This window comes from Pigmentiphaga sp. NML030171 (assembly GCF_002188635.1).
In the GTDB taxonomy this organism is placed as follows: Bacteria; Pseudomonadota; Gammaproteobacteria; order Burkholderiales; family Burkholderiaceae_B; genus Pigmentiphaga; species Pigmentiphaga daeguensis.
This window is the reverse complement of record NZ_NINX01000029.1, coordinates 205,279-229,818: the sequence shown is the minus strand read 5'-3', so window position 1 is coordinate 229,818 and position 24,540 is coordinate 205,279. Positions and strand designations below refer to the sequence as shown.

Sequence of the window (24,540 nt, the reverse complement as noted above, 5' to 3'; positions counted from 1 at the left end):
TTCGGCGGGCCTGATTTCCGACACGAAAGGCTGGCAACGCCGCGCCTGCCGCAGCCGACGGCATCTTGCCGTTCATGCGGACGCCTGCTCGGTGCGTTGCGCCCCGGTGATCGTCTTGCGCCGGTTCGCCACCAGCTCGGCGGCCTGCCGCACCGGATCGTCCTCCGTGTGGACGTACCGCATGAACATCGCCACGGTCTTGTGCGCCGTCAGCGCCATGCCCACCTTCACCGGAATCCCCGAGTTGGCGATGTCAGTGGCCGAACGGTGGCGGATGCCATGCGTGCCCACGTGCGTAGCGCCCGCCGCCTTCAGGATGCGGCACCAGGCACCGTAATACTCGCCCTCGGTGAGATGCTTGGCCGGGTCGTTCGGCGACGGCAGCACGTAGGGGCAGCCGTCCCGGCGCGGCGCGGTGGACAGCAGCCGGTAGGCTTCCTCGCTCAAGGGCTTGGACATGCCACCTGTCTTGCTATCGGGCCAGACCACGCGGCGGTTGTCCAGATCCACCCATGCCCATTCCAGCGAGATGATCTCGGAGCGCCGCCCGGCAAACTCGAATTGCAGGCGGATCGCCAGCGGGATGACGTAGTTCTCCAGCCCTTCGGCCTCGATACCGTCAAGGTGCCGGAACAGCTTGCCCATGTCCTCGTCGCTGATGAGGTGGGTGGCCTTGCCGTCGGGGTACACCGGGACGTGGCGGCATGGGTTGGTGCCGTCCGGCCGATAACCCCAGACCTCGGCCAGGTTGAACATCTTGCGCATGACGCTGAAAGCGCGGTTCGCCTCGGCGGGCTTGTGCGCCATCTTCTTCATCGCCCCGGCCACGTCCGGGCGCTTCACGTCCTGAACCTTGATGCGGCCCAGGAAGGGGACGATGCAGCGGTCGATGACGCCCTGGTAGCCCCGGCGGGTGCTGGGCTTGTTGCGTTGCTTGGAGTGATCCTCCATGAACTTCACGCACAGTTCCGTGACCGTGGGCGCCTTGCGCGCCGCCGCCTTGTCGGCGGCCGGGTCGCCGCCCCGGCGTACCTGGGCCAGCCATTCCTGGGCCAGCGAGCGGGCCTGCTCGACGGTCAGTTCGCCATACAGGCCCAAAGCGGGTTTGCGGCGCTCGCCGGCGTTCGTGCGGTACTGGAGCATGAACACCTTGCGGCCCGCTGGTGTAATCTTGCACAGGAAGCCGGGCACCAGCGTGTCCCGCAGTTCGACGGCCTGCGCCTGGGGTTGTGCCGCATCCACTGCGGACTTGGTGAGCTTGATTTTTGCCACGATGACTCCTCGGAAAGACCCGGTTTCCAGGGGCCACATGGGAGCCACGAGGCAGGAAGCCGGATCAGGTTTCAGAAAGCACCGGCATATGATGAACGCGCCTAAGTTATTGATAAACCTGCTGTATCTGGCTTCGGCGTAGTCCAGCGAATTACGGTACTGAAGTCAGTGTGAAATGAAAAATGGCCCCCACGCTTGCCGCTTCGCGGCGGCGCTGCCCCCCAAGGGGGTGTTTTTCATCTTGGGGCGGCCCGGCGATGAAAAAACGGCGCTTTCCGGTGGAAGCGCCGTTTCGTGGTGGTTCAGGGCTGTTGCCGCGCGAGGCGCTCGCGCCAGTGGTCGCCACGCAGCCAGGGTTCCAGCGGCGCGGGCTGGCCATCCACGGCCGAGACGCCCATCCAGGCCAGACACAGCATGCACGACAGCACCGGCACGCGCGACCGGGCGTTCGCCGCCAGCAGCGGGGTCAGGGTGGGCATGCCCGTGCCCAGCATCAGGATGGCGTCGGTGTCGTCGCGGGCCAGGTCATCGAGCAGCGCGCCGGCGGTGTCCGCCTTCATCGAATAGATGGGATGGAACTGCGTGTGGTCCATGGCGGCCGACGCCACGCGCACGACCGTGAACCCCTGGGATTCCCAATAGGCCTTGCTGGCGGCGGTCAGCCCGGCGGGGTAGGGCGAGGCCAGCGCGATCCGGCGGGCGCCCAATTGCTTCAATGAAGCGACCACCGCGGTGGCCGCCGTGAAGGCCGGGACGCCGCGCTCGCGCTCGATGCCTGCCAGTACCCGTTCCTCGCGTTCGCGGCCCACCAGGTAGGAGGCGCCGGTGCAGCCCACCGCGACTGCCTTGATGGGCGCGTTGGCGAACTGGTCGCAGGCGGTGTCCAGCCTGTCCACGTAGTCGACCAGCCGCGCCTCGATCGTGGACTTGTCGCTCATCAACCGGGCATTGATGTGGGCGTAGCCGGCCGGCAGCAGGATGAAGTATTCGGGCTCGACCGTGGTGTTGGCCTGCGGGGTCAGCAGGCCGATGAGCCCCCGGGGTGCGTATTCGACGGCCATGCGGGCATCAATCCAGCTTGATGTTGGCGGCCTTGATGATGGGCGCCCACTTGCGGTCTTCGTCGTGCAGGAATTTCACGAACTCGGCCTGCGGCGCGCCGACGGGGGTAAGTCCCAAGTCCGACAGCTTGGCGCGGATGTCGGCGTTGGCCATGACCTTGCCCAGCGCGGCCTGCAGCCGGTCGACGACCGCGGCTGGCGTGCCGGCGGGCGCCGAGACGCCGAACCAGGCCTCGCCCACCGTGCCCGGCACGATTTCGTCCATGGTGGGCACGTCCGGGAAGGCGGCGACGCGCTTGGGGCCGCTGACGGCCAGGATGCGCACGTTGCCCGCCTTGGCCTGGGTCGAGGCGACCGACATGTTGTTGAAGATGGCGTCGAGCTGTCCGCCCAGCAGGTCGTTCATGGCGGGCCCGGTGCCCTTGTAGGGTACGTGGGTCATGTCCAGGCGGGCCTTCTGCTTCAGCATTTCGCCGGTCAGGAAGCCGGCCGAGCCTACGCCCGCCGAACCGTAGTTGTACTTGCCGCCGGCCTGGCGGGCCAGCTCGACGAATTCCTTGAAGTTCTTCGCCGGGTGGCTGGTGCGCACGATGAGGCCATTGGGAAAGGTCCCCAGCAGCATGATGTGCGTGAAGTCGCGGAACGGATCGTAGGGAATCTTCTGGCCGAGCAGCGGCCCGGTGGTGATGGCCGCGCCGTTGGTGATGACCAGCGTGTAGCCGTCGGCCGGCGCCTTGGCGCCGAGGTCGGTCCCGAGGATGGAGCCGGCGCCGCCCTTGTTGTCGACGATGACGGACTGGCCGACCTGTTCGGCCAGTGCGCTGGCGACGAGGCGGCCGATGACGTCGGTCGAGCCGCCCGGGCTGAATGGCACGATCAGCTTGATGGGGCGGTCCGGATAGGTTTGCGCGTGGACCGTGATCGAAGCCGCGGCCAGGCCCAGGGCCAGAAATGCACGGCGGCAGATATTCAGCGCGCGGGGGTGGGCGCGGTGTTCCCCTGTACTATGATGGCGCATGGCAGGACCTGAAAGAATATGGACAACGCATGTGGATATTCCGCCAGGTTTCGCTATCGAGTCAAGCTAAATTGTTCTATTGGACAGACAATAAGACAGAACCCCAGTCTATGCAGCAAACCTTGCCCCTGCCGAAGTACCACAGCGTATACCTGGTGTTGAAAGAAAGGCTGCGCGATGGCCTGTACGACCAGCGCGTGCCCGGCGAGCTGGAACTGATGGAAGAGTTCGGCGTCTCGCGGGCGACCGTTCGCAAGGCCCTGGAGAACCTGACCCAGGAAGGATTGATCGAGCGATCGGCCGGCCGGGGGACGCGGCGTTTGCAGCCTCCGGGCCAGGCGGGGCAGCAAGCCTCGTCCACCCACCGGATGGCGGGGCTGCTGGACAACATCATCGCCGCCAGCCTGGACACCACGGTCAAGGTCATCGAGCACGAATACGTGTCCGCCACCGAGCCGGTGGCGCAGATGCTGCAGATCGAACCGCGCGCGCAGGTGCTGCGGGCGGTGCGCGTGCGCAGCACCAAGGCGGGCCCCGTCTCCTGCATCACCACCTGGGTGCCGCGCGAGTTCGCGGGCAACCTCGGCCGCCGGCAACTGGGCCGCAAGGCCATGCTGGTGCTGATCGAGGAGTCGGGCGTGGAGATCGGCCGGGCCCGGCAAAGCATTTCTGCGCGCCAGGCCGATGCCACCGTCGCGGGCCTGCTCGGCATGCCGCTGGGATCGGCCCTGCTGTCGGTCAGCCGGGTGGTCTACGACGTGAACGATCGGCCCGTGCTCTGGCTGCAGGGCCTGTACTGCCCCGACCGCTACGAGTACGAGATGGAGCTGTCGCGGGTGGGCGACATCGACGCCAAGGTCTGGGTCAGCAAGGATTTCAACGCCTACATGCGCTAAGGCGCCGCGCCGGGTATCCGGCGCGCCACAAATAAGAACACAAGAACCCGAATCAAATGTACTATTGTTAGGACAATAGATTGGAAGGGCCCGGCCGGGACCTTCGAGGATATCGGGTGACAGCTTGATTACATCGCCGGATGAAGGCCGGACGCTGGCGCAGAAGCTCATCGCGCGCGCGTCGGGGCGCGCCAGCGTGCGCGTGGGCGAGATCGTGACCTGCAAGGTCGATCTCGCGATGTTCCATGATTCTTCGGGACCGAGGCGCCTCAAGCCCATGCTGGAAGAGCTGGGCGCGGGCATCTGGGACAAGTCGCGCGTGGTGCTGGTGATGGACCACTACGTGCCCGAGCGCGACGAGGAGTCCCGCAGGATCGTCCGCATCGCGCGCGAATGGGCCCGCGAGCAGGATCTGCCCCACGTCTACGACAGCCAGGGCATCTGCCACGTCGTGGTGCCGCAGGGCGGCCATATCCTGCCCGGCATGTTCTGCGTGGGCGGGGATTCGCATTCGCCGACGGGCGGCGCGTTCGGCGCCTACATGTTCGGCATAGGCTCGACCGAGATGCTGGGCGTGGTCGTGACGGGCGAGATCTGGCTGCGCGTGCCGGACACCCTGCGCATGCACTGGTCCGGCACCCTGTCCGGGGGCGTCACCGCCAAGGACATGATGCTGCACATGCTGGGCCGCTTCGGCATGAACGGCGGCGCCTACCAGGCCGTGGAGTTCTGCGGGCCGGCGGTACGGGCGCTCGGCATGCAGGAACGCATGACGCTGTCGAACATGAGCGCCGAGCTGGGCGCCCAGGCCGGCCTGATCGCACCCGACGAGATCACGGCCGAATGGCTGTCCGCCATCGGCGCCAGGGTGCCCGACCTGGGGGAATGGCATACGGACGAAGGGGCCGCCTGCACCCGCTACGACTTCGATGCCAGCGCGCTGTCGCCCATGGTGGCCGCGCCGCACAGCCCCGCGAATTCGCGGCCGGTGGACGATTATCACGGCGTTCCGGTCCACGTCGCCTATGTCGGCGCCTGCACGGGTGCCAAGCTCGATGACCTGCGCGCCGCCGCATCGGTGCTCAAGGGACACCGCGTCGCGCCGGGCGTGCGGCTGATCGTCGCCCCGGCCAGCCTGCGCGACCAGGATGCCGCGCGCGACGAAGGCGTGCTGCAGGTCCTGATGGATGCCGGCGCGGAACTCTTTCCCACATCCTGCGGCGCCTGCTCGGGCTATGGCAGTCCCATGGGCGACGACGTCACGGTCATCTCGACCACCGCGCGCAACTTCAAGGGGCGCATGGGCTCGCCCACCGCCCAGGTGTACCTGGGGTCGCCCTATACCGTGGCCGCCTCGGCATTGCGCGGCGTCATCAGCGATCCCCGGGAGGTACTGGCATGAGCGGGACCACGCACCGCGTCTGGAAGCTGGGGCCGGACATCGATACCGACCTGCTGGCGCCCGGCTACGTCATGAAGCACGGCATCGATGTCATCGCCACGCACTGCCTGGAGTCGGTCCGGCCCGAGTTCGCCGCCACGGTGCGGCCGGGCGACGTCGTGGCGGCGGGACCGGGTTTCGGCATCGGATCCTCGCGCGAACAGGCGGCGGCGGCGCTGGTACGCCTGGGCGTGGCGGCGGTGATCGCGCCGTCCTATGGCGGGCTGTTCTTCCGCAACGCCTTCAACGTCGGGCTGATGCTGCTGACCTGCCCGCAGGCGGAGACGCTGGACGAGGCCGAGCGGATCGAGATCCGGTTTCGCGCGACGCCGCAAGTGGTGACGCGGGACGGCAGGGTGCTCGAGTGCGAGGCCATTCCGGATTTCCTGGTAGACATGGCCCGCAGCGGCGGACTGCTGAACCAGCTGCGCAAGCGTCTGGCCGGGAATGGTCCCGCCACTTCTTCCACCGGACATCGACCGTCATGACCAACGCATCCTTTCCCGCCGACCCGGCGCGCACCGCGCTGCTGATCGTCGACCTGCAGAACGACTTCCTCGCGCCCGACGGCGCCTACGCGCGGGGCGGGGCCGTCAGCGCCGCCGCGGCCGCGCTGCCGCCGCGCGTGGCGGCAGCGGCGCGGGCCCTGAAAGCGGCCGGCGGCATGGTGGTTGCCAGCCAGTTCACGCTGTGGCCGGACGGCCGGGGCGAACCGATGATCGCCCCGCACCTGGCGGCGCTGCGGCCGTTCCTGCGCAAGGGCGATTTCGCGCCCGGCAGCCGTGGGCAGGCCAATGTGGCCGAGCTGGACGGCCTGGTCGACGTGTCGGTCTGCAAGGTGGCGTACTCCGCCTTCTTCAACACGCAGCTGGACTGGGTGCTGCGCCATGCCGGCATCGATACGGTCGCGGTGTGCGGCATCGTGACCAACGGCGGCGTGGCCAGCACGGTCCGCGACGCCCACATGCGCGAATACCATGTCGCCGTGCTGGCGGACGGCTGCGCCGCCTTCCGCGAGGAAGTGCATGCCACGGCGCTGGCCGACATGGCGGGCATCGCCGACGTAACCGACTGCCGCAGCTTCGAGCGCGGCCTGGCCGCCTGAAGGAGAGCCCGCCATGTCCCATGATTTGCGCGGCCGCCTGGCCCGTCCCGGCATCGTGCTCGCCCCGGGCGTCTATGATGCCTTCAGCGCCCTGATCGCCGAGCAGGCCGGCTTCGAGGCCCTGTACCTGTCGGGCGCATCCATCGCCTATACCCGCCTGGGGCGTTCGGACGTCGGCCTGACCACCTACACCGAAGTCGCCGATACCCTGGCGCGCATCACCGAGCGGGTGTCGCTGCCCGTGATCGTCGACGCCGATACCGGGTTCGGCAACGCGCTGAACGCGATGCGCACGGTGCGCGGACTGGAGCGCGCCGGCGCCGCGATGATACAGCTCGAGGACCAGACCTTTCCCAAGCGCTGTGGCCACCTGGACGGCAAGTCCGTGGTGCCGGTCGCCGAGATGGCCGGCAAGCTCAAGGCCGCGCTGGATGCGCGGGACTCCTCGTCCACCCTGATCCTGGCGCGTACCGATGCGGTCGCCGTCGAAGGACTGGAGGCGGCCCTGGACCGGGCCGAACGATACCTGGAGACCGGCGTGGACGCGCTGTTCATCGAGGCCCTGAGGACTCCGGAGCAGATGGACACGGCCTGCCGCCGCTTCAAAGGCCGGGCGCCGCTGCTGGCCAACATGGTGGAGGGCGGCAAGACCCCTATCCAGAGCGCGGCGGAACTCGAGCGGCACGGCTTCGGCATCGCGATCTTCCCGGGCGGCACCGCGCGCGCGGTCGCCCACGTGCTGCAGGGCTACTACGGCAGCCTGCGCGAGCACGGCACGACGGCTCCCTGGCGCGACCGCATGCTGGATTTCGACGAACTGAACGCGCTGATCGGCACGCCGGAATTGATGCGGCTGGGAAGCTCGTATTCCGCCTGAGCTCGACAAGGTGCCCTGCCATGTGGGTACGTTCCTTGCTGATCCACGGCGCTTCCGCAGTTTCGTCGCCGGGCGTGGGCGTGGAAGCCGCCGACGTCCATGAAGGAGATCAACATGGCACAGATCGACAGCACTTCCGCGCCCCAGCAGGGCGGCGCCGGCATCGTGGGCAAGGGCAGCGCCACGGCTGACGGGCCGGGTCCGCACATCATGGCCGCCTCGACCCTGGACGGCAACAAGGTCTACAGCGCCGATGACGTGCACGTCGGATCGATCAAGGACATCATGCTGGACGTGTCGACCGGCCGTATCGCCTACGCGGTGCTGTCGAGCGGCGGCTTTCTGGGCATGGGCGACAAGCTCCTGGCCATCCCGTGGAACGCGCTGACGCTGGATACCGACCGCAAGGTATTCATCCTGGGCGTGTCGGCCGACGTGGTGAAGCAGGCCGAAGGCTTCGACAAGGACCGCTGGCCAAGCTTCGCCGACGCGGGCTGGGCCACCGAGCTGCACGGCCGCTACGGGACCGAACCCTATTGGCACCAGCGCCAGGGAGAACGCGTCACCCTCGACCAGCCGGTGGTCAACGCCCCGCGCACAGGCTTCTCGGAAGGCCTGTAGGCGGGGCGGACAGCGGCGGCTATGCGCCCAGCGCGCAGAGCTTCTCGCGCAGCGGACCACCGGTGCGCTTGAAGTGGCGCAGGGTGGCGGACGGATTCCAGTCGTCGCCGTCGATGCTGTAGCTCTCGTCGAAGGGCCTGGGATTGGTCGTCTGGCCGTATATCGGTGTCGTGTACGGAGCGATGACCGTCAGGTGCATGGTGCCGTCGGGGCTGAAGGCCAGGCCCTCGGCTTCGGTGCGGTTGGGCTCGTCGTAGTGCATCAGCTCGATGACGGCGCCGCTGACGGGATCGACCTTGTAGATGCGCTTGCGCTTGAGGTCGGTGCCGGCTACGCCGTCCTTGGTGTCGCTGGAGGCGTACAGCATGCCGTGATAGACCTTGGCGCCCTGCACCCGCTTGCCGTTGAATGAAGTCTGCAGGGGCACCGAGCGGACCAGCTTGAAGGTCGCGAGGTCGAAGACGTTCAGCTTGTCGGCCGCCAAGGTGCTCCAGGTCACCGTGTAAAGCTGCTTGCGGGGGCCGTCCACGGCCACCCAGGGCACGCCGTCGGCGTGCTCGGCAAGCGGCAGCGCATGCTTCTCGCCGGTGTATTGCAGGGTCTTGGCGTCGAACACGGCGATGTAGGACGGCTGCGACGAGTCGTCTTCGTCTTCGATGGGGGCATAGAGCTTGCCGTCCAGGATGTCGATGTCGCCGATGTGGCCCATGTGCGGTCCGTCGGCGCTGGCGCCGTATTCGGACTGGATGTCGGCGGGCAGCGCCAGCGGACGGTTCAGGGTGGGCTGATAGGCGGCGCTGGTGCGCTGCAGGCCGTAGCGCCACGAGAAGACCGGCGTGTCGCCGTCGAAGGCCATGCCCTGGCTCTTGAGCGTGGCCGGGATGCGCGCGGCCTGCTCGTCGGTCAGGTACGCGAAGCCCGTCAGCGCCCGGGCATCCATGGCCAGCTCGGCCAGCACGCGGTCCAGGTAGTTCTGCAATACCGTCATGTCGTTCACGAACGAGGTGCGCGTGGCCAGCGATTCGGTCCAGGTCTCCTGGTCCAGCGCTGCGTTGGCCGCACGCAGGGCATCGGTGATCGACACGCTACGGCCCACGAGCCGGGTTTCCAGCGCGAGCAGTTCCTGTTCGCTCAGCGCCGCCAGCTTGACCCCGGAGGCCGGTTGCGCGATCGGGGCGAGGGTGATGCCGTTCGAGGAATCCTGGTCGCTGTCCAGGGCCAGCAGCAGGCTCAGCAGCCTGCCCAGTTCGGGCGAGCTCTGGCAGTCGCGGCTGGACAGCAGATCGAACACGGTGATGGTATGCCGGGGCGATAGCGACGCCAGTTCCACCCCGCCGGCCTCGAGAGTCAGGGTGGCGCCGCCGGCTACCGAGAAGGCGCCGTTGGCGACGGCGATCTCCTTGCCGTCCGCCTTGACGGTCAGGCCGGCAAGACCGGGCCAGCCGGCCAGGGTGACGTCCATGGAGGCGGCGGGCGGGGTGGCGGGAGGCGTGGTCGGGGGTGTCGTTCCCGGGGACCCGTCTCCATCGCCGCCACAGGCGGCCAGCGACAGGACGAGCGAGGCGAGCAGGGATGCGGCGACAGGGCGGGAGGTTGCCTGCCGGTCGAAGCAGCGTGTCTTCATGGGCATGTCAGGTTGGGTGGCGTGCTGCGAAGGCGGGCCGAATGGCGGCGCCGGACAGCCGGCGCCATCCGCGGCGCCATGCGTCGCGGGTAGTGCCGGCGACGCGCATTGTTGGCCGCCTGTGTGACGGCTTCATGGCACCGGGGCGGTATCCCCCGGATGGCGTGAACAGGTCCTAGCGGGCGTCGGGGACGCCGGCGAACGTGGCGTCCAGCTGTTGCCGCCAGCGCTGCTTGTCCGTCTCGGGCGCGAAGCTCGCGTCAAGGCTGTTGCGGGCCAGCCGGTATGCTTCGCGCGCGCCCAGTTCGGGCAAGGCCTCGAAGCAGGCCAGGTAGTTCCGGTTCACGTAGCCGCCGAAGTAGGCGGGGTCGTCCGAGTTCACCGTCACGCACAGCCCGGCGTCCAGCAACTGCGCCAGCGTGTGCCGTTCCATGCTGGGATAGACCTTCAGCATGACGTTGGACAGCGGACAGACGGTCAGCGGAATCCGGTGCTCGGCCAGATGGGCCACCAGTCGCGGATCGTCCAGGCAGCGCACGCCGTGATCGATGCGTTCGGCCTTCAGGTCGTGCAGGGCGCTCCAGATGTAGGATGCCGGGCCTTCCTCGCCTGCGTGGGCGACCGCATGCCATCCCAGTTCGCGGCAACGCCGGAACACTTCGGTGAATTTCCCGGGCGGGTTGCCGACCTCGCCGCTGTCCAGTCCCACGCCCAGGATGCGGTCCCGGTACGGCAGCGCCGCCGCCAGGGTCTCGAAGGCCGACTCCTGGGGCAGGTGGCGCAGGAAGCACATGATCAGCTCGCTGCCTACGCCCAGCGTGTCGCGGGCGTCGCGCCGCGCGCGCTCCAGCCCCGCGATGACGGTGCCGAACTCCACGCCGCGCACCGTATGCGTCTGTGGATCGAAGAAGATCTCGGCATGCACGACGTTGTCCGCGGCGGCGCGCCGGAAGTAGGCCATGCCCATGTCGTAGAAATCTTCCTCGCGTTGCAGCACGGCGGCGCCGGCGTAGTAGAGATCGAGGAAGCTTTGCAGGTCCTGGAACGCATAGGCCCGGCGCAGGCTGTCGATGTCGGGATAGGGCAGCTCGAGGCCGTTGCGCCGCGCCAGCGCGAAGATCAGTTCGGGCTCGAGGGTGCCTTCGATGTGCACGTGCAGCTCGGCCTTGGGCATGGCCTGCAGCAGCGTCGCGAGATGGGGCTGGGCTGCGGTCCGGGACGGAGTCATGGCGGTCGCCTTCAGGTCTCGTCGCTTTCGTTGTACTTGCGGGCGCTGCCATAGAACGCCCGGGGAGGATACTTGATCGCATTCTTCACCATCTTGCGCTCCACCGCCTGGCCGATGTCGATATCCAGCTTGTCCGCCAGCGCGATCAGATAGAGCTGCACGTCGGCGATCTCGTCGGCCGCCTCGGACAGCTTGATGGGATTGAGTTCCTTCGATTCTTCCTCGGTCATCCATTGGAAGATGGAGACGAGCTCGCCCGCTTCGCCGCTCAGCGCCATGGCGAGATTCTTGGGGGAATGGAACTGGTCCCAGTTGCGTTCTTCGGTGAAGCGCCGGACGGTGCGCCTGATCTTGTCGAAGTCGGACACGTTGATACCTCGGGGGGCGGGACGCTTATATTCTAGCCCTCGCCGCCGGCCGGTCCGCCGGGCGCCAAAACCGCAAAATCCGCAATACGTCCCCCCGTACAGTCGGTACCCGGAGGTACTCATGAAATCGCAGACACGCAGCCACTACGAACGGCGCCTGGAACCTGTCCTGGCCTGGCTGGCCGCGCATCCGGACCACGATGCCGACCTGTACCACCTGGCCGGGCTGGCCTGCCTGTCGCCGTATCACTTCCACCGGGTCTATCGCGCCATGCTGGGCGAGACCGTGGCGGCCACGGTGCAGCGGGTCAGGCTGTTGCGGGCATCGGCGGAGCTGCACCGGGGTGGCCGTACGCTGGACCAGGTCGCGCGGCGGGCGGGCTACGGCTCGACCGCCGCGTTCAGCCGGGCGTTCCGCACGGCGTTCGGCATGCCGCCCGGGCGATATCGCGAGGACCGTTCTTCCGACGTCATCTATCGCAGCAAGGAGCTCACCATGTATCCCGTGCAGATCGCAAGCTTTCCCGGCGCCTCCCTGGCGGCCCTTTCGCATACCGGCGACTATCTTCGGATAGGCGCGACCTTCGACCGGCTGTTCATGCTGGCGGGCAGCCGCAACCTGTTGCGTGGCGAACCGCGCAGCTTCGGCATCTACTACGACGACCCCGAGCAGGTGGCCACGCAGGACCTGCGCAGCGAAGCGGGCCTGGAGGCGCCGCCCGGCGTGGCGCTGGACGCGCCCCTGCACCGCGTGGAGCTGCCCGCCGGCCGCTGCGCGGTACTGGAGCACACCGGGCCGTACAGCGAGCTGGAGTCGGCCTATGCCTGGCTGTTCGGCGGCTGGCTGCCGGCCAGCGGCGAGCAGCCGGCCGACTTCCCGGTGTTCGAGGAATACGTGAACGACCCGAAGACCACCCCGCCGTCCGACCTGAAGACCCGCATCTACCTGCTGCTGGCGGACAAGACCTGGATCAGCCCCCGCTGAGATCTATGCGCGAGGCGATGTCGCCGTAGACGGACAGCTCGCGGGACAGCTTGGCGCGGAACTCGGCGGGCGTCAGCGGCTTGGCCGCCAGGTTGCCCTGCGCTTCCAGCGCCTGCTGCACGGCGGGGTCGCGCAGGATGTCGGCCACGTCGGCGTTGATCTTCGCCACCACCTCGGGCGGGGTCCCCGCGGGAGCAAGCAGGCCGTGCCAGGTGCTGATCAGGTAGTCGGGCACGCCGGCCTCGGCGAAGGTGGGAACGTCCTTCAACTGCGCCAGCCGCTCGTTCGACGCCACCGCCAGCGCCCGCAGCTTGCCCTGGCTGATGTAGCCCATGGCCGAGCCCGGCGTGGGGAAGGACATGTCCACGACGCCCCCCATCAGGTCGGTCATGCCCTGTGCCGCGCCCTTGTAGGGTACGTGCAGGATGTCGGTCCCGGTGCGGATCTTGAACAGTTCACCCGCCAGGTGCGGCACGCCGCCTATGCCCTGCGAGCTGTAGCTGAACGGTTTTTTCTTCTCGCGCAGCGCCGCCAGCAACTGGCCCAGGTTCCGGTAGGGCGAGGCCGCGTTCACCACGAGCACGTTGGGCACCTCGACCGTCAGCGCAACCGGCGTGAACGATTTCTCCACGTCGTAGCGCAGGTTCTTGTTCACGAACTTGTTGAGGTTGTGGCTGCTGGCGGCCACCAGCAGCGTATAGCCGTCGGGCCGGGCGTTGGCCACCGCGGTGGCGGCGATCGTGGCATTGGCTCCCGGCTTGTTGTCGACGATGACCGACTGCTTCCAGCGCTTGGCCAGTTCGCTGGCGATCAGGCGGGCGGACTGGTCGATGGCTCCGCCAGGGGTGTAGCCGACCACGAAGGTGACCGGTTGGGAGGGGTAGTCGGCCGCCAGGGCCGGTGGGCACAGCGCAAGCGCAGCGGCCAGGGTGGCCGCGAGCCGTCCGAGTGCAAGGACGCGCATGGGGGGTCTCCGGATGTTCTGGTGAGGATATGGCGCGCCTGCGAGACGCGCCATGCACACTAGACACCGCGCGCAGGCCGACCTCAAGCCGGATTTTTCGAGTTTCCGCCCAGCGAAAACCTACCAGGGCACCGGCGGCGCGACCAGCCGCCGGTTTTCGTAGCCCTTGACCGAGCCGAAGCGCGCGCTGCCGGCCTCCCAGTCACGCTGGGCCTGGGCAATGGCCGCCTTGCTGCCGACGAAGTTCCACCAGATGGTGATGTCGTCGGTGGGCGGTTCGCCGCCGATCAGCAGCAGCCGGCTGCCGGCCTCGGTCGACAGGTTCAGCTCGACCCGCCCTGGCGAGAGGTAGGCGAGCTCGTTCGGGCCGAAGCGTTCGCCCTCGACCTGCGCCGCACCTTCCAGCACCAGCAGGCCGTGTTCGAAACCGGGCTCGAGCGCCAGGCGCAGCGAGGCGCCTTCCGGGCTTTGCAGGTCCATGCCGACCAGCGGCGTATGGACCGGGGTGGGCGCCGTGCGCCCGGCATGGGAGCCCGCCAGCAGGGTGAAGTCCAGGCCGGCTTCCGACCAGCGCGGCAGGTCGGGATAATGGTCGAACGCCGGGGCGATTTCCTGCTTGCCGGGCGGCAGCGCGATCCATAGCTGGGCGGCGTGCAGCACGCGCTGGTCGGGCAGGGATTCCTCGGTATGGCTGATGCCGATGCCGGCGGTCATCAGGTTGACCTGCCCCGGGCGCAGAATTTGCTCGTTGCCCAGGCTGTCGCGATGCAGGGCCTCGCCCTCGATCAGCCAGGTGAAGGTCTGCAGGCCGATGTGGGGATGCGCCTCGACCAGCATCCCCTGGCCGGGCTCGAACCGGGCCGGCCCGGCATGGTCCAGGAAACACCAGGCCCCGATGCGCCGGTGCTGTCGTACCGGCAATACCCTGTCCACGCTGATGCCGCCCCCGATCTGCGCCGTGCGCGACTCGATGCGTTCGATACCGGAATTCTCAGCAGTCATGTCAGGTTCTCCATATGCAGCGCGTAGGGGGGACCCGTTATCATATAGGCCTGGTGGGTACAGTCGCGGAACCGGCAGCGGCACGCCGGCCATCCAGGATTTTCGGAGACGTGTTAAATGCGGTGGTTCAAGCGCATCGCAATCGGTGCGGCTGTCCTGCTCGCCGTGGCGGCCATCGGGTTGACGGCCCTGGTGCTGCTGGTCGATCCCAATCACTACAAGGGTCCGGTCGCCGACGCGGTCAAGAAACGCTACGACCGTACCCTGCGCATGGACGGCAACGTCCGGTTCAGCGTTTTCCCCAATCTGGGCGTGGAGATCGAGAAGCTGTCGCTGTCCGAGCCTCGTTCCACCCAGATCTTCGCGGCGGTGGATACCGCACGGGTATCGGTGGCGGTGCTGCCGCTGCTGTCCGGCCGCATCGTGGTCGACCGCGTCCGGGTCGTGGGACTCAAGGCCAACGTGGTGCGCTACCAGGACGGCAAGTTCAATTTCGAGGACCTGCTGGGCCCGGCGCCCAAGACCCCTGACCAGCAGGCGGGCGGCCAGCTGGATGCCGGCGGCAAACCTTTGCTGTTCGACGTGGCGGGCATCGAATTCAGCGGTGGCGAGCTGGCGCTGCGCGACTACGTGAAAGGCACGTCGATGCGAGTGGAGCGGCTGTCCGCCACGACGGGACGCGTGGCGCCGCGCACGCCGTTCGACCTGGACCTGTCGGCCAGGGTGCTGGGCCAGAATCCGCGCGTGGATGCCACCATCCAGGTCCAGGGACGGCTGACGGTGGATCCCGGGCAGCGTTTTTTCTCGGTCAAGGACTTCGACCTGAAGGCGACGGGCGTGCTGCCCTCCATCCGGGCCACCGCGCTGACGGCGCAGGGCGATTTCGCCTATGACGGGCAGCGCCAGGCCATCGACGCCTCGGGCGTCTCGGTCGCGTTCCAGGGCGACGTGGCGGGCAGCCGGCCGCTCAGCGGCGTGGACCTGCGGCTGGACGCCCCGCGCCTGAATGCCGGGTTGGCCGAGGGCCGGGTACAGGTCGAGAAACTGTCGTTGTCCGCGCAAGGCAAGCTGGGCGCCGACCCCTTCGAACTGTCGCTGTCCGCGCCGGCGCTGCACGTGTCGCCGCAGGCGGCCCAAGGCGAGGCGCTGACCGCCCGGGTGAGCCTGGATGGCAAGCGCGACCTGGACCTGCGCGTGGCCCTGTCGGGCATATCGGGCAGCGCCGACAAGCTCGGCATCGAGCGCCTGTCTCTGGACGGAGAACTCAAGGAAGGCGAGCGCGTGGTCCGGCTCTCCAGCGCCTCGCCGGTCCAGGCCAGCCTGCCGCGCAGGAAAGTATCGCTGCCCCAGCTGGCGGGCCAACTGGAGATCCAGGACCCCGCGCTTCCCGACAAGCTGATGACGATCCCCATCAAAGGCAGCGTGCGCGCCAACTTCGAGCGGGAACACGTGGTGGCCAGGCTCGATGCCATGATCGAAGGCGGCCAGTTCAACGCCTCGGCCGAGGTGTCGCAGTTCGACGAACCGCGCATCGTCTTTACCGTCGCCGCCGATACGCTGGACCTTGACAAGCTGATGCCCCCGGCCGGGCAGGTGGCGGCGGGCGGCGGGGCCGGCGGCAGCGTCCGCGCGCCCGCGGATCCGCCGGTGGACCTGTCCGCGCTCGAGGACATCACGGCCAGCGGAACCGTCAAGGTCGGCAATCTTGTCGCGCGAGGGCTCAAGGCCGGCAACGTCTCCGCCTCGGTGCGGGTGGCCAAGGGGCGCGCCGATGTCAGTGGCCTGAAGGCGTCGCTGTACGGCGGCTCGCTGTCGGGCAGCGTGTTCGCGGACGCGTCCACGAACCGCATCGGCCTCGCGCCCACGCTCACCAACGTTTCACTGCAACCGCTGTTGTCCGATCTCAAGCACAAGGACGGCCTGATCGGCCGCGCGACGATCGCCCTCAACCTGACCGCGACCGGCAAGACCGTGGGGCAGATGAAGCGCGGCCTGAACGGCACGGCCAGCCTGGCGGTGCGCGACGGGGCCATCAAGGGCGTGAACGTCGCCCAGTCCCTGCGCGATTTCCGTGCGCTGCTCTCCGCCCGCAAGGACGATGCCAGGCAGCACCAGGATACGCTCCAGACCGATTTTTCGGAACTGCAGGCCCAGCTGGTGTTCGCCAGCGGCATCGGCACCGTGCGCAGCCTGAGCGCCAAGGCGCCGCTGCTGCGCATCTCGGAAGGGGAGCCGGCCCGCATCGACATCCCGGGCGAACGCTTCGACCTGGTGGCGCTGGTCACGGTCGTGAATACCTCCACGGGACAGGACGGCAAGGACCTCGCGGATCTGCGCAACGTCACCGTGCCGGTCCACGTGGCGGGGCCCTTCGCATCGCCGTCCTATACGATCCAATGGAGCAAGGTCGCCACCGACGTGCTCAAGAACACCGTCAAGAACAAACTCAAGGAAGAGCTGGGCATCGAACCTTCCGAGGCGGGCGACAAGCTGCGCGGCAAGGTCAAGGACCGGCTCAAGGGATTGTTCCGGTAGACGAATTCTTAGCGGAAAGCCGATGTCCATTTCCATCTCCGGCCTGTACATCTACCCCATCAAGTCCTGCGGCGGCATCGCCCTGGACCGCTCTCCCGTCGGCATGGCCGGCCTGCACAACGACCGCCGATGGATGGTGGTCGACGCCAATGGCGTCTTTCTTTCGCAGCGCAGCCATCCGGCCATGGCCCGGGTTCGCACCGACCTGCGCGACGGCTACCTGCTCGTGACCGCACCGGGGCAGCCGCGCCTGGACATACCGGTCGACGTGGTCGAAGACGACGACAGCGTGCGCACGCGGGTCACGGTCTGGCGCGACGAGGTCGATGCCGTGGACGAGGGGGACCTGGCCGCCCAATGGTTCGGCGCATTGCTGGGTACGCCATGCCGGCTGGTCAAGGTGCACCCGCAATCGCATCGGCTGGCCAGCACGACGCGCATCGAGAATTGGCTGGCGCGTCATCCGGTGGCCGAAGGCTTTCCGCGACACCACGTTTTCGCCTTCGCCGATGGCTACCCCATCCTGGTGGCCAACGAGGCTTCGCTGGCCGAACTGAACCAGAAGCTGGCGGCGGCGGGACAGGCTCCGGTCGGCATGGATCGCTTTCGTCCCAACGTGGTGCTGAGCGAGTTCGGCGCCTACGACGAGGACTACACCGTGCTGGTGACGGTGGGCGAGGTCCGGTTGGCGCTGGTCAAGCCCTGCGTGCGCTGCGAGATCCCCAATACCGACCAGCTCACCGGCGCGCGGGCGAATGAGCCCATGGCCACGCTGGGCACTTTCCGCAGCCAGCCCGAAGGCGGCGTGACGTTCGGCATGAACGCCATCGTCAGCGCGCCGCCGGGCGCCGTGCTGAACGTGGGGGACCGGGCCGAGGTGGTGCTGGATTTCTGACGGAAGGCGCGCCCTAGGCGGGCGCCGTCAATTTGCGGTACTTCACCATCAACTGCTCGTGGGTCTCGTGAAACTCGGGATGCAGCTCGATGCACTCGACCGGACAGACCACCTTGCATTGCGGCTCGTCGTGGTGGCCGACGCACTCGGTGCAGCGGGCAGGGTCGATCTCGTAGATCTCCGTGCCCAGGTAGATGGCATCGTTGGGGCACTCGGGCTCACAGACGTCGCAGTTGATGCATTCGTCGGTAATCAGCAGAGCCATGGTGGGGACTTCCTTGCCGCTTGGGGACTCAGGCGCCGTCGCGACCGCCCAGCTGCGTGACCTTGGCGTGCAGCCAGCGTTCGACCGACGGGAAGACGAACTTGCTGACGTCGCCGCCCAGTTGGGCGATCTCGCGCACGATGGTGCCCGAGATGAACTGGTACTGGTCCGAAGGCGTCAGGAACATGGTTTCGACATCCGGCAGCAGGTATCGGTTCATTCCGGCCATCTGGAACTCGTACTCGAAGTCCGAGACGGCACGCAGGCCGCGCACGATGACGCGGGCGTTCTGTTCGCGCACGAAGTCCTTGAGCAGGCCGGAGAAGCTGGCCACCTGGACGTTGGGATAGTGGCCCAGGATCTCCCGGGCGATCTCGACCCGTTCGCTGACCGTGAAGAAGGGGGCCTTGTTGCGGCTGACCGCCACGCCCACCACCACCTTGTCGAACAGCCCGGCCGCGCGGCGGACGAGGTCCTCGTGGCCGCGGGTCATCGGGTCGAAGGTGCCAGGGTATACGGCAATGATCATGCGTAGGCTCCGTATTTCTATTGATGGGCGTCAGCCTTTTCGGTCCCGGCCCGGATGGCGGGGACGAATCGTCCGGCGCCTTCGGCGGCCGGCATCCGGTTTCCGGATGATGTGATTATTTCCTTATTTGCGCGGCGCAGCAAATTGGAAATGACGCGTATCAGACGTTTCCAGGCGCTACGCCGCTTTCGCCTGGGCGCGCAGCAGATGGAAATGTACCGCGCCGGCCTTGTCCTGCCGCAGCAATTCGGTCCCGGGCGGTGCCTGTATCGGCGCTTCGGCTTCAATATAGACCATTCCACCGTCAGTAAGTGCTTGCAATGATGACGCCAGGATACGATCCAGCCAGTCCTGGCCGAAGGGCGGGTCCAGCAGCACCAGGTCGAAACGGGCGGCCGGACGCGCCAGGTAGGCGCGGGCGTCGCCGGTCACGATGCTGACATTGTCCGCCCCCAGGCGCGCGCGCAGTGCCTCCAGCGACGCCGTCGCGCGGCGGTCGCTTTCCACCAGCACGGCCTGTGCCACGCCGCGGGAAGCGGCCTCGAAGCCCAGCGCGCCCGAGCCGGCGAAGGCGTCGAGCACGGTCTTGTCGGCGAATTCGCCGCCCCACAGATGGTTGAGCCAGTTGAACAGGGTCTCGCGCACGCGGTCGGGCGTGGGGCGCAGGCCGGGCAGGTCCAGCACGGGCAGCGGGGTGCGCTTGTAGCGGCCGCCGATGATGCGGACCTTGTGCGGAGCGGAGCGGTGGGAGCGGGCGGCGGGAGGGCGGGATGAGGGCATGGCGATGGACCGGTAGAATCCCAGATTCTATATGCCGGCGGCCGCGTGTCCGCCGGGTGGGCCGCCGCCCGTCGTCCCGATGAAGGCGCAGGCCGTTACAGCAGACAGGTTTCCATGTTCAGTTTCTTCAAGAAGAAGACCCCCCAGCCTTCCCCCGAGCAGGATCGTGCGCAGGAGCCGCCCGCCGCGCCCGTTCCCGCGCCGGCGGCGGACCAGCCCGCTGTCCCGCCGGCTCCCCGGGAGCCAATTGCCCAGGAGCCCGTCGCTCCCGGGATGGCGGCGCCCGACACGCCGGTAGCGCCGCCTCCCGTGCCGGAGGAGCCGGCGGCGCCCGCGCCGGCCCAGCCCGTCCCCGCACCAGCTCCGATTCCAGCTCCAGCTCCGGCTCCGGCGCCCCAGGCGGCCCCACCCGCCAAGTCGTCGTGGCTGGCGCGCCTCAAGAGCGGGCTGTCGCGCACCGGCCAGAGCCTGACCACGCTGTTCGTGGGCGTGAAGGTCGACGAGGACCTGTTCGAGGAACTGGAGACCGCGCTCATCATGGCCGATACCGGCGTGGACGCGGCGCAATCGCTGCTCAAGGGGCTGCGCGAGCGGGTGCGCCAGGAACGCATCGAGGATGGCGACCGCGTGCGCCAGGTCCTGCGCGAACTGCTGGCCGAGCATCTGCGGCCGCTCGAGCGCCGCTTCGACCTGGACCGCCCCGCGCCCATCGTGACCATGATCGCGGGCGTGAACGGGGCCGGCAAGACCACGTCCATCGGCAAGCTGGCGCGCACCTTCCAGCAACAGGGCCGACGCGTGCTGCTGGCCGCGGGCGATACCTTCCGCGCGGCCGCGCGCGAACAACTGGTGGAGTGGGGCCGCCGCAACGACGTCACGGTCATCGCCCAGGAAGGCGGCGATCCGGCCGCCGTCGCCTTCGATGCGGTCAAGTCCGGCCAGGCGCGCGGCATGGGCGTGGTGATGGTCGATACCGCCGGCCGCCTGCCCACGCAGCTGCACCTGATGGAAGAGGTCAAGAAGATCAAGCGCGTGATCGCCAAGGCCGATGCCTCGGCGCCGCACGAGGTGCTGCTGGTGATAGACGGCAACACCGGACAGAACGCGCTGGCGCAGATCAAGGCCTTCGACCAGGCCCTGGGCCTGACGGGCCTGATCGTGACCAAGCTGGACGGCACCGCCAAGGGCGGCATCCTGGCCGCGGTGGCGGCCGGCGCGCAGGGCGTGCGGCCGGTGCCGGTGTACTGGATAGGCGTGGGCGAGGGCATCGACGACCTGCAGCCCTTCGTGGCGGACGAGTTCGCCGGGGCGTTGCTGGGCAATTGATTCCGGGCGGGGCGGCCTGCTAGGACGGCCGCTCCATGAACGCCAGGATCTGCCGGCCCAGGTCGTCCTCGGCGGTGTTGAAGTGCGCCACGATCGACGTATGGTTGTGGCCCGCCATCCAGACGAAGCGCGGCGCGCGGCGCCGGACGCGGGTCAGTGCGGCCAGCAGCTCCACGCAGTGCACGTCGATCAGCGGGTTCTCGTACTCGGCGACGGCGATCATGGTGGGCAGCGCCTGCGCCGTGACGTGGTTGACCGGCGAACCGTCCTCCATCGTGGCGGGCGAGGTGCCGTAGTAGGCCTCCACCCGGCTGGCGTTGGGGTTCTCCGCCGAGTTCTCGGCACGCACGCGGCCGGACACCACCACCAGGCCGGCCAGGCCGTGTCCTTCGGGCGGGTGGAAGCGGGCATCGTAGGCGTAGTGCGCCGCATGCGTGCCCCCGGCCGAATGTCCCATCAGGAAGATGCGGCCGGGGTCGGCGCCCAGCTCGTCGGCGTGGGCGCGCACCCAGGCCACCGCGGCGGCGATGTCCTGCGTGCCGCTGGGATAGGGATGGGCGGGCGCCAGGCGGAATTCGACGTTGACCCCGATGATGCCGTGCCGGGCGAAGTACCACAGCACGTTGCTGTAGATCTCTGCCGTGCGGTCTTTCTCGCCTTCGACGAAGGCGCCCCCGTGCACGAACATCAGCACCGGCCGGCGCGCGGCCGCCGGGCCCAGCGGCTGGAAGACGTCCAGGCACTGGCGCGGATCGCCGCCATAGGGAATGTCGCGCGTGACCGTGGCCAGTTTCGGGGCGTCGCGCAGGACCTCGGAGAATCCCAGCACCATCTGGCGGACGTGGGCCTGCACGCTGGTGCCCCAGCGCGGACCGAGTTCCGCCATGGCCTGGCGCAGGGACGGCGGGATTGCGGGAGGATTCGGCATGTCAGTCCACCTTGCCGATGCGGCGAACGGCAGCCTGCACGCGTTCGGCGTCGGCCTTCCAGTAGGGCGCGAATTCGGGCGCGTCCATATAGTCGAGGGGGCTGCCCAGGTTGACGAAAACCTGCCGCAGCTCCGCTTGCGCGGTGACTTTGCGGACGGCCTCGCGCAGCGCGTCGATGACGGGCCTGGGGGTGGCGGCAGGGGCGACCAGGGCCGACCATTGGGTGAACTCGACATCGTAGCCCAGCGACTTCAGGCTGGGGACATCGGGCATCGAGGCCAGCGGCTTGGTGCCCCAATGGGCGAGCGGCCGCATCTTGCCTGACTTGACGAAGGTGCTGGCGTTGGCGGGCCCGCTGGCCGCCAGCTGGATCTGCCCGGCCAGCAGCGACACCAGGGCCGGGCCGCCGCCCGAGAACGGCACGTGGGTGATGGGAGCACCGGATGCGGCCTTCAGCATTTCCATGGGAATGTGCATGGCGCCGTACACGCCCGACGACCCGTAGTTCAGCGCCTGCGGGTGCTTCTTGGCATCCGCGACCAGTTCGGCCACCGACTTCCACGGCGCGTCGGCCCGGACCACCAGCAGGTTGGGGTCGGCGGTGATGCGCGCAATGGGTACGAACTGGTCCAGCTGAAAGGCCGGCTTGCGGCCCAGCAGGCGGTCGGCCTCGGGGAGCCCCGATATGGACGACAGCGTCAGCAGCAGCGTGTAGCCGTCGGGCTTGGCGCGCGCGACCATGCCCGTGCCCACGACACCGCCGGCGCCACCCTTGTTCTCGACGATGACCGGCTGTTTCAATTCATGGCCCAAGGCATCGGCCAGCGGGCGGGCGATGTTGTCGGCCAGGCCGCCGGCCGCATTCGGCACGACGATCGTGATGGGGCCGGCGGGGAAGGGTGCGGCGGCCATCGCGGGGCCGGCGATGGTGCCCAGCGCGGCCAGGCAGGGGATGAGTTTCTTGAGCATGATGGTCCTTGCAACGATGTCGTGGGTGCCGCGCCGGGTGCCGGCTTGCACAGGGTGTTCAGATCACGATGGCGTTCAGGCGATTGCGCACGGCGCGCACGATGGACATGCCGGCCAGCGCCGAGGTCTTGGGGTTGGACGCGAAGGCGGCGGCCTCGACCATGACCTCGAGCCGGCCGAAGGCGCCGCGCGCCGAAATGGTGTGCGTGTTGCCGCCGGCGGCGGGGTCGGCGATCAGGCGGACCCGGGTCTGGTCCAGCCCCAGGCCGGCCAGCCCGACCATGGCGGCGACGTTGGCGTTCTGCGGGAAGGTCGCGGCGGCCTCGCGCGCGGTGCCTTCGAAGAACACCGTGGCTTCGGCAAGATGTTCCAGGTCGCACAAACTGGCGGCCGCCGTGCCGCGCCAACTGCCGGGCGGCTTGCGCCCGGTGTAGTGCACTGACGCCAGACCGCTTTCGCGCGCGGCGGCCAGCGCGTCGACGCCGGCCAGCGCGCCCGGCACCAGCGTCAGTTGCGCCCCGCCCGCCCGGCAGGCCGCATCCAGCCGGTCGACCATGCCGGGCAGCGCCAGCGCGCCCACCGACGCGACGATGGTGTCGATACCCTGTTCCAGCAGCCGGGGCACCAGGGTGCCCAGCGCTTCATGGCCGGCGCATTCGACGGCGAAGTCGGGGCGGGTTTCCAGGCCGTCGACCGATTGCACCACCTGGCCATGCCTGCCCAGCTTGCGGCGGGCGTCGTCGGCCCGTTCAGCCCGTTCCAGCACCAGCCACCGGCCGATGCGCGGATCGTCCCTCAGTTGATCAAAAATCGACTGCCCCATGGCTCCGAAGCCTGCGAGCAAGATGGTCTTCATGCGGGAATGCCTCCGGTTCGTCAGACTCGAATCGTGCGGGCCTGGGCGCCGTCAGGCAATCGATATATAGTCAATCCGGTTTACTTTTCATCAACACCGTTCCGGATGAAGCTGCCGCCCCTGAACCCCCTGCGGGTGTTCGAGTCCGCGTCGCACACCCTGAGTTTCACGCAGACCGCCCGCGAACTGCATGTAACGACGGGCGCGGTCAGCCGGCAGATCCGCGTGCTGGAAGAATTCCTGGGCATGCGCCTGTTCGAGCGCGCCAGCGGCGAGGTGCGCCTGACGCCGGCGGGCAGGGAGTACCGCGACGACCTGAGCGGGGCCTTCGAGCGGATCTCGCAGGCAACCACCAAGGCCCTGAGCCGCAACCGGGACCAGCCGCTGCACGTGTGGTGCCAGATGACGTTCGCCATGCGCTGGCTGCTGCCGCGCATGGCCGAGTTCCATGCGCGGCACCCGGACCGCGATGCCGTGTTCACCACCTCGCTCAAGCAACTGGACAATCTGAGCGATGCCGACGTCGCCATCTGCATCGGTTATGGCGACTGGCCGGGCGTGATCGCCCACCGGCTGGTGGACATCGAGCTGCTGCCGGTGTGCAGCCCGGCCTTGCTTGCCGGACCGGTGCCCCTGCGCGTACCGGCGGACCTGGCACGCCATACCCTGCTGCAATCGGCGGCCCGGCCCGACTATTGGGGGCGGTGGCTGGCCGCCCATGGCGTGGACGGCGTCGACCCGGCGCACGGGCTGACCTTCGAGAACGTCACGCTGGCCTACCAGGCGGCGCTGCAAGGCATGGGCGTCGCCATGGGCCAGTACGCGCTGGTGGCCGACGACCTGGCCGCCGGCCGGCTGGTTGCGCCGTTCGAAGGGCGGCTCGTGCTGGATTCCGCCTTCTACCTGGTCTATCCCGAACGCCTGCGGAACGATGCCCACGTCTGCGATTTTCGCGACTGGGTGATGGCGCAGGCGGCCTGATCGCGGCCGGGCC

The 24,540-nt window shown here is 68.3% G+C and carries 25 protein-coding genes; 11 read left to right on the top strand and 14 right to left on the bottom strand.

Features of this window, described 5'->3' with window-relative positions:
- Positions 1-72: 72 nt before the first annotated feature.
- The 3 genes from CDO46_RS10380 to CDO46_RS10370 all read right to left on the bottom strand — a co-directional run bounded on the left by CDO46_RS10380 (position 73) and on the right by CDO46_RS10370 (position 3,351).
- Positions 73-1,272, bottom strand: coding sequence for a site-specific integrase (locus CDO46_RS10380; RefSeq protein ID WP_016451583.1), 1,200 nt, complete (start codon positions 1,270-1,272; stop codon positions 73-75).
- Between the two features lie 302 nt (positions 1,273-1,574).
- The gene (locus CDO46_RS10375; protein WP_087838450.1) at positions 1,575-2,333 is read right to left on the bottom strand and encodes an aspartate/glutamate racemase family protein; all 759 of its coding nucleotides are present in this window, start codon (positions 2,331-2,333) and stop codon (positions 1,575-1,577) included.
- Between the two features lie 7 nt (positions 2,334-2,340).
- Positions 2,341-3,351: a tripartite tricarboxylate transporter substrate binding protein gene (locus tag CDO46_RS10370; protein WP_087838449.1), complete on the bottom strand. Its 1,011-nt coding sequence runs from the start codon at positions 3,349-3,351 to the stop codon at positions 2,341-2,343.
- 110 nt (positions 3,352-3,461) lie between these two features.
- Between CDO46_RS10370 and CDO46_RS10365 the strand changes: the two genes are divergently transcribed.
- The 6 genes from CDO46_RS10365 to CDO46_RS10340 all read left to right on the top strand — a co-directional run bounded on the left by CDO46_RS10365 (position 3,462) and on the right by CDO46_RS10340 (position 8,291).
- Positions 3,462-4,247 carry a GntR family transcriptional regulator gene (locus CDO46_RS10365; RefSeq protein ID WP_087838448.1) on the top strand — a complete coding sequence of 262 codons (786 nt, stop codon included), beginning with the start codon at positions 3,462-3,464 and terminating at the stop codon, positions 4,245-4,247.
- A 124-nt stretch (positions 4,248-4,371) separates the two neighbouring features.
- Positions 4,372-5,649, top strand: a complete 1,278-nt coding sequence (locus CDO46_RS10360) for a 3-isopropylmalate dehydratase large subunit (protein ID WP_087838447.1) — start codon at positions 4,372-4,374, stop codon at positions 5,647-5,649.
- Positions 5,646-6,176 (top strand): 3-isopropylmalate dehydratase, encoded by a 531-nt coding sequence (locus CDO46_RS10355; RefSeq protein WP_087838446.1) that lies wholly within the window; start codon positions 5,646-5,648, stop codon positions 6,174-6,176. The genes CDO46_RS10360 and CDO46_RS10355 overlap by 4 nt, the downstream gene beginning before the upstream one ends.
- Complete coding sequence (locus CDO46_RS10350) at positions 6,173-6,793, top strand: cysteine hydrolase family protein (protein WP_087838445.1); 621 nt, start codon at positions 6,173-6,175, stop codon at positions 6,791-6,793. The genes CDO46_RS10355 and CDO46_RS10350 overlap by 4 nt, the downstream gene beginning before the upstream one ends.
- Before the next feature lie 13 nt (positions 6,794-6,806).
- Complete coding sequence (locus CDO46_RS10345) at positions 6,807-7,670, top strand: oxaloacetate decarboxylase (RefSeq protein ID WP_087838444.1); 864 nt, start codon at positions 6,807-6,809, stop codon at positions 7,668-7,670.
- A 114-nt stretch (positions 7,671-7,784) separates the two neighbouring features.
- The gene (locus tag CDO46_RS10340) at positions 7,785-8,291 is read left to right on the top strand and encodes a PRC-barrel domain-containing protein (protein WP_087838500.1); all 507 of its coding nucleotides are present in this window, start codon (positions 7,785-7,787) and stop codon (positions 8,289-8,291) included.
- A 19-nt stretch (positions 8,292-8,310) separates the two neighbouring features.
- On the opposite strand, the gene CDO46_RS10335 is transcribed toward CDO46_RS10340, so the two are convergent.
- The 3 genes from CDO46_RS10335 to CDO46_RS10325 all read right to left on the bottom strand — a co-directional run bounded on the left by CDO46_RS10335 (position 8,311) and on the right by CDO46_RS10325 (position 11,511).
- Positions 8,311-9,915 carry a YncE family protein gene (locus tag CDO46_RS10335; RefSeq protein ID WP_140416847.1) on the bottom strand — a complete coding sequence of 535 codons (1,605 nt, stop codon included), beginning with the start codon at positions 9,913-9,915 and terminating at the stop codon, positions 8,311-8,313.
- Positions 9,916-10,090: 175 nt separating this feature from the next.
- Positions 10,091-11,143: an adenosine deaminase gene (locus CDO46_RS10330; protein ID WP_087838442.1), complete on the bottom strand. Its 1,053-nt coding sequence runs from the start codon at positions 11,141-11,143 to the stop codon at positions 10,091-10,093.
- Between the two features lie 11 nt (positions 11,144-11,154).
- Entirely contained in the window at positions 11,155-11,511 is a 357-nt protein-coding gene (locus CDO46_RS10325) for a nucleotide pyrophosphohydrolase (RefSeq protein ID WP_254914580.1), read from the bottom strand.
- Between the two features lie 121 nt (positions 11,512-11,632).
- On the opposite strand from CDO46_RS10325, the gene CDO46_RS10320 reads away from it, so the two are divergent.
- Positions 11,633-12,496: a GyrI-like domain-containing protein gene (locus CDO46_RS10320; protein WP_087838440.1), complete on the top strand. Its 864-nt coding sequence runs from the start codon at positions 11,633-11,635 to the stop codon at positions 12,494-12,496.
- Here CDO46_RS10320 and CDO46_RS10315 read toward each other — a convergent pair.
- Together CDO46_RS10315 and CDO46_RS10310 are read right to left on the bottom strand one after the other, a co-directional pair.
- Positions 12,483-13,460 carry a tripartite tricarboxylate transporter substrate binding protein gene (locus tag CDO46_RS10315; RefSeq protein WP_176400704.1) on the bottom strand — a complete coding sequence of 326 codons (978 nt, stop codon included), beginning with the start codon at positions 13,458-13,460 and terminating at the stop codon, positions 12,483-12,485. The two genes, CDO46_RS10320 and CDO46_RS10315, sit on opposite strands and share 14 nt — an antisense overlap.
- A 120-nt stretch (positions 13,461-13,580) precedes the next feature.
- Positions 13,581-14,462, bottom strand: a complete 882-nt coding sequence (locus CDO46_RS10310) for a pirin family protein (RefSeq protein WP_087838438.1) — start codon at positions 14,460-14,462, stop codon at positions 13,581-13,583.
- 117 nt (positions 14,463-14,579) lie between these two features.
- Between CDO46_RS10310 and CDO46_RS10305 the strand changes: the two genes are divergently transcribed.
- Together CDO46_RS10305 and CDO46_RS10300 are read left to right on the top strand one after the other, a co-directional pair.
- Positions 14,580-16,997, top strand: coding sequence for an AsmA family protein (locus tag CDO46_RS10305; RefSeq protein ID WP_087838437.1), 2,418 nt, complete (start codon positions 14,580-14,582; stop codon positions 16,995-16,997).
- Positions 16,998-17,019: 22 nt separating this feature from the next.
- Positions 17,020-17,892 (top strand): MOSC domain-containing protein, encoded by an 873-nt coding sequence (locus tag CDO46_RS10300; protein ID WP_087838436.1) that lies wholly within the window; start codon positions 17,020-17,022, stop codon positions 17,890-17,892.
- Positions 17,893-17,905: 13 nt separating this feature from the next.
- On the opposite strand, the gene CDO46_RS10295 is transcribed toward CDO46_RS10300, so the two are convergent.
- The 3 genes from CDO46_RS10295 to rsmD form a co-directional block, all read right to left on the bottom strand.
- Entirely contained in the window at positions 17,906-18,157 is a 252-nt protein-coding gene (locus CDO46_RS10295) for a YfhL family 4Fe-4S dicluster ferredoxin (protein WP_087838435.1), read from the bottom strand.
- 28 nt (positions 18,158-18,185) lie between these two features.
- Complete coding sequence (coaD, locus tag CDO46_RS10290; protein ID WP_087838434.1) at positions 18,186-18,686, bottom strand: pantetheine-phosphate adenylyltransferase; 501 nt, start codon at positions 18,684-18,686, stop codon at positions 18,186-18,188.
- 177 nt (positions 18,687-18,863) lie between these two features.
- The gene (rsmD, locus tag CDO46_RS10285; RefSeq protein WP_087838433.1) at positions 18,864-19,466 is read right to left on the bottom strand and encodes a 16S rRNA (guanine(966)-N(2))-methyltransferase RsmD; all 603 of its coding nucleotides are present in this window, start codon (positions 19,464-19,466) and stop codon (positions 18,864-18,866) included.
- Positions 19,467-19,580: 114 nt separating this feature from the next.
- Between rsmD and ftsY the strand changes: the two genes are divergently transcribed.
- Entirely contained in the window at positions 19,581-20,792 is a 1,212-nt protein-coding gene (ftsY, locus tag CDO46_RS10280) for a signal recognition particle-docking protein FtsY (protein ID WP_087838432.1), read from the top strand.
- 19 nt (positions 20,793-20,811) lie between these two features.
- Here the strand turns inward: ftsY and CDO46_RS10275 are convergent, their stop codons facing one another.
- From CDO46_RS10275 to CDO46_RS10265, 3 genes are read right to left on the bottom strand one after another with little or no spacing between them, the layout of a single operon-like run.
- Positions 20,812-21,720, bottom strand: a complete 909-nt coding sequence (locus tag CDO46_RS10275) for an alpha/beta hydrolase (RefSeq protein WP_087838431.1) — start codon at positions 21,718-21,720, stop codon at positions 20,812-20,814.
- Position 21,721: 1 nt separating this feature from the next.
- A complete protein-coding gene (locus CDO46_RS10270; protein WP_254914579.1) occupies positions 21,722-22,741 on the bottom strand; it encodes a tripartite tricarboxylate transporter substrate binding protein in 1,020 nt (339 codons plus the stop codon).
- A 7-nt stretch (positions 22,742-22,748) separates the two neighbouring features.
- Positions 22,749-23,546 carry an aspartate dehydrogenase gene (locus CDO46_RS10265; RefSeq protein ID WP_087838430.1) on the bottom strand — a complete coding sequence of 266 codons (798 nt, stop codon included), beginning with the start codon at positions 23,544-23,546 and terminating at the stop codon, positions 22,749-22,751.
- Between the two features lie 105 nt (positions 23,547-23,651).
- On the opposite strand from CDO46_RS10265, the gene gcvA reads away from it, so the two are divergent.
- A complete protein-coding gene (gcvA, locus tag CDO46_RS10260; protein WP_176400703.1) occupies positions 23,652-24,527 on the top strand; it encodes a transcriptional regulator GcvA in 876 nt (291 codons plus the stop codon).
- The last annotated feature ends 13 nt before the right edge of the window (positions 24,528-24,540 follow it).

Excerpts from the sequence above, each read along its gene's own strand:
- CDO46_RS10320 (WP_087838440.1), top strand. The coding sequence starts at position 11,633 with ATGAAATCGCAGACACGCAGCCACTACGAACGGCGCCTGGAACCTGTC.
- CDO46_RS10375 (WP_087838450.1), bottom strand. The coding sequence starts at position 2,333 with ATGGCCGTCGAATACGCACCCCGGGGGCTCATCGGCCTGCTGACCCCG.
- rsmD (WP_087838433.1), bottom strand. The coding sequence starts at position 19,466 with ATGCCCTCATCCCGCCCTCCCGCCGCCCGCTCCCACCGCTCCGCTCCG.
- CDO46_RS10275 (WP_087838431.1), bottom strand. The coding sequence starts at position 21,720 with ATGCCGAATCCTCCCGCAATCCCGCCGTCCCTGCGCCAGGCCATGGCG.
- CDO46_RS10345 (WP_087838444.1), top strand. The coding sequence starts at position 6,807 with ATGTCCCATGATTTGCGCGGCCGCCTGGCCCGTCCCGGCATCGTGCTC.
- CDO46_RS10340 (WP_087838500.1), top strand. The coding sequence starts at position 7,785 with ATGGCACAGATCGACAGCACTTCCGCGCCCCAGCAGGGCGGCGCCGGC.
- CDO46_RS10315 (WP_176400704.1), bottom strand. The coding sequence starts at position 13,460 with ATGCGCGTCCTTGCACTCGGACGGCTCGCGGCCACCCTGGCCGCTGCG.
- CDO46_RS10310 (WP_087838438.1), bottom strand. The coding sequence starts at position 14,462 with ATGACTGCTGAGAATTCCGGTATCGAACGCATCGAGTCGCGCACGGCG.
- CDO46_RS10350 (WP_087838445.1), top strand. The coding sequence starts at position 6,173 with ATGACCAACGCATCCTTTCCCGCCGACCCGGCGCGCACCGCGCTGCTG.
- CDO46_RS10355 (WP_087838446.1), top strand. The coding sequence starts at position 5,646 with ATGAGCGGGACCACGCACCGCGTCTGGAAGCTGGGGCCGGACATCGAT.
- gcvA (WP_176400703.1), top strand. The coding sequence starts at position 23,652 with ATGAAGCTGCCGCCCCTGAACCCCCTGCGGGTGTTCGAGTCCGCGTCG.
- CDO46_RS10365 (WP_087838448.1), top strand. The coding sequence starts at position 3,462 with ATGCAGCAAACCTTGCCCCTGCCGAAGTACCACAGCGTATACCTGGTG.
- CDO46_RS10295 (WP_087838435.1), bottom strand. The coding sequence starts at position 18,157 with ATGGCTCTGCTGATTACCGACGAATGCATCAACTGCGACGTCTGTGAG.
- CDO46_RS10370 (WP_087838449.1), bottom strand. The coding sequence starts at position 3,351 with ATGCGCCATCATAGTACAGGGGAACACCGCGCCCACCCCCGCGCGCTG.
- ftsY (WP_087838432.1), top strand. The coding sequence starts at position 19,581 with ATGTTCAGTTTCTTCAAGAAGAAGACCCCCCAGCCTTCCCCCGAGCAG.
- CDO46_RS10330 (WP_087838442.1), bottom strand. The coding sequence starts at position 11,143 with ATGACTCCGTCCCGGACCGCAGCCCAGCCCCATCTCGCGACGCTGCTG.
- CDO46_RS10335 (WP_140416847.1), bottom strand. The coding sequence starts at position 9,915 with ATGAAGACACGCTGCTTCGACCGGCAGGCAACCTCCCGCCCTGTCGCC.
- coaD (WP_087838434.1), bottom strand. The coding sequence starts at position 18,686 with ATGATCATTGCCGTATACCCTGGCACCTTCGACCCGATGACCCGCGGC.
- CDO46_RS10300 (WP_087838436.1), top strand. The coding sequence starts at position 17,020 with ATGTCCATTTCCATCTCCGGCCTGTACATCTACCCCATCAAGTCCTGC.
- CDO46_RS10305 (WP_087838437.1), top strand. The coding sequence starts at position 14,580 with ATGCGGTGGTTCAAGCGCATCGCAATCGGTGCGGCTGTCCTGCTCGCC.
- CDO46_RS10265 (WP_087838430.1), bottom strand. The coding sequence starts at position 23,546 with ATGAAGACCATCTTGCTCGCAGGCTTCGGAGCCATGGGGCAGTCGATT.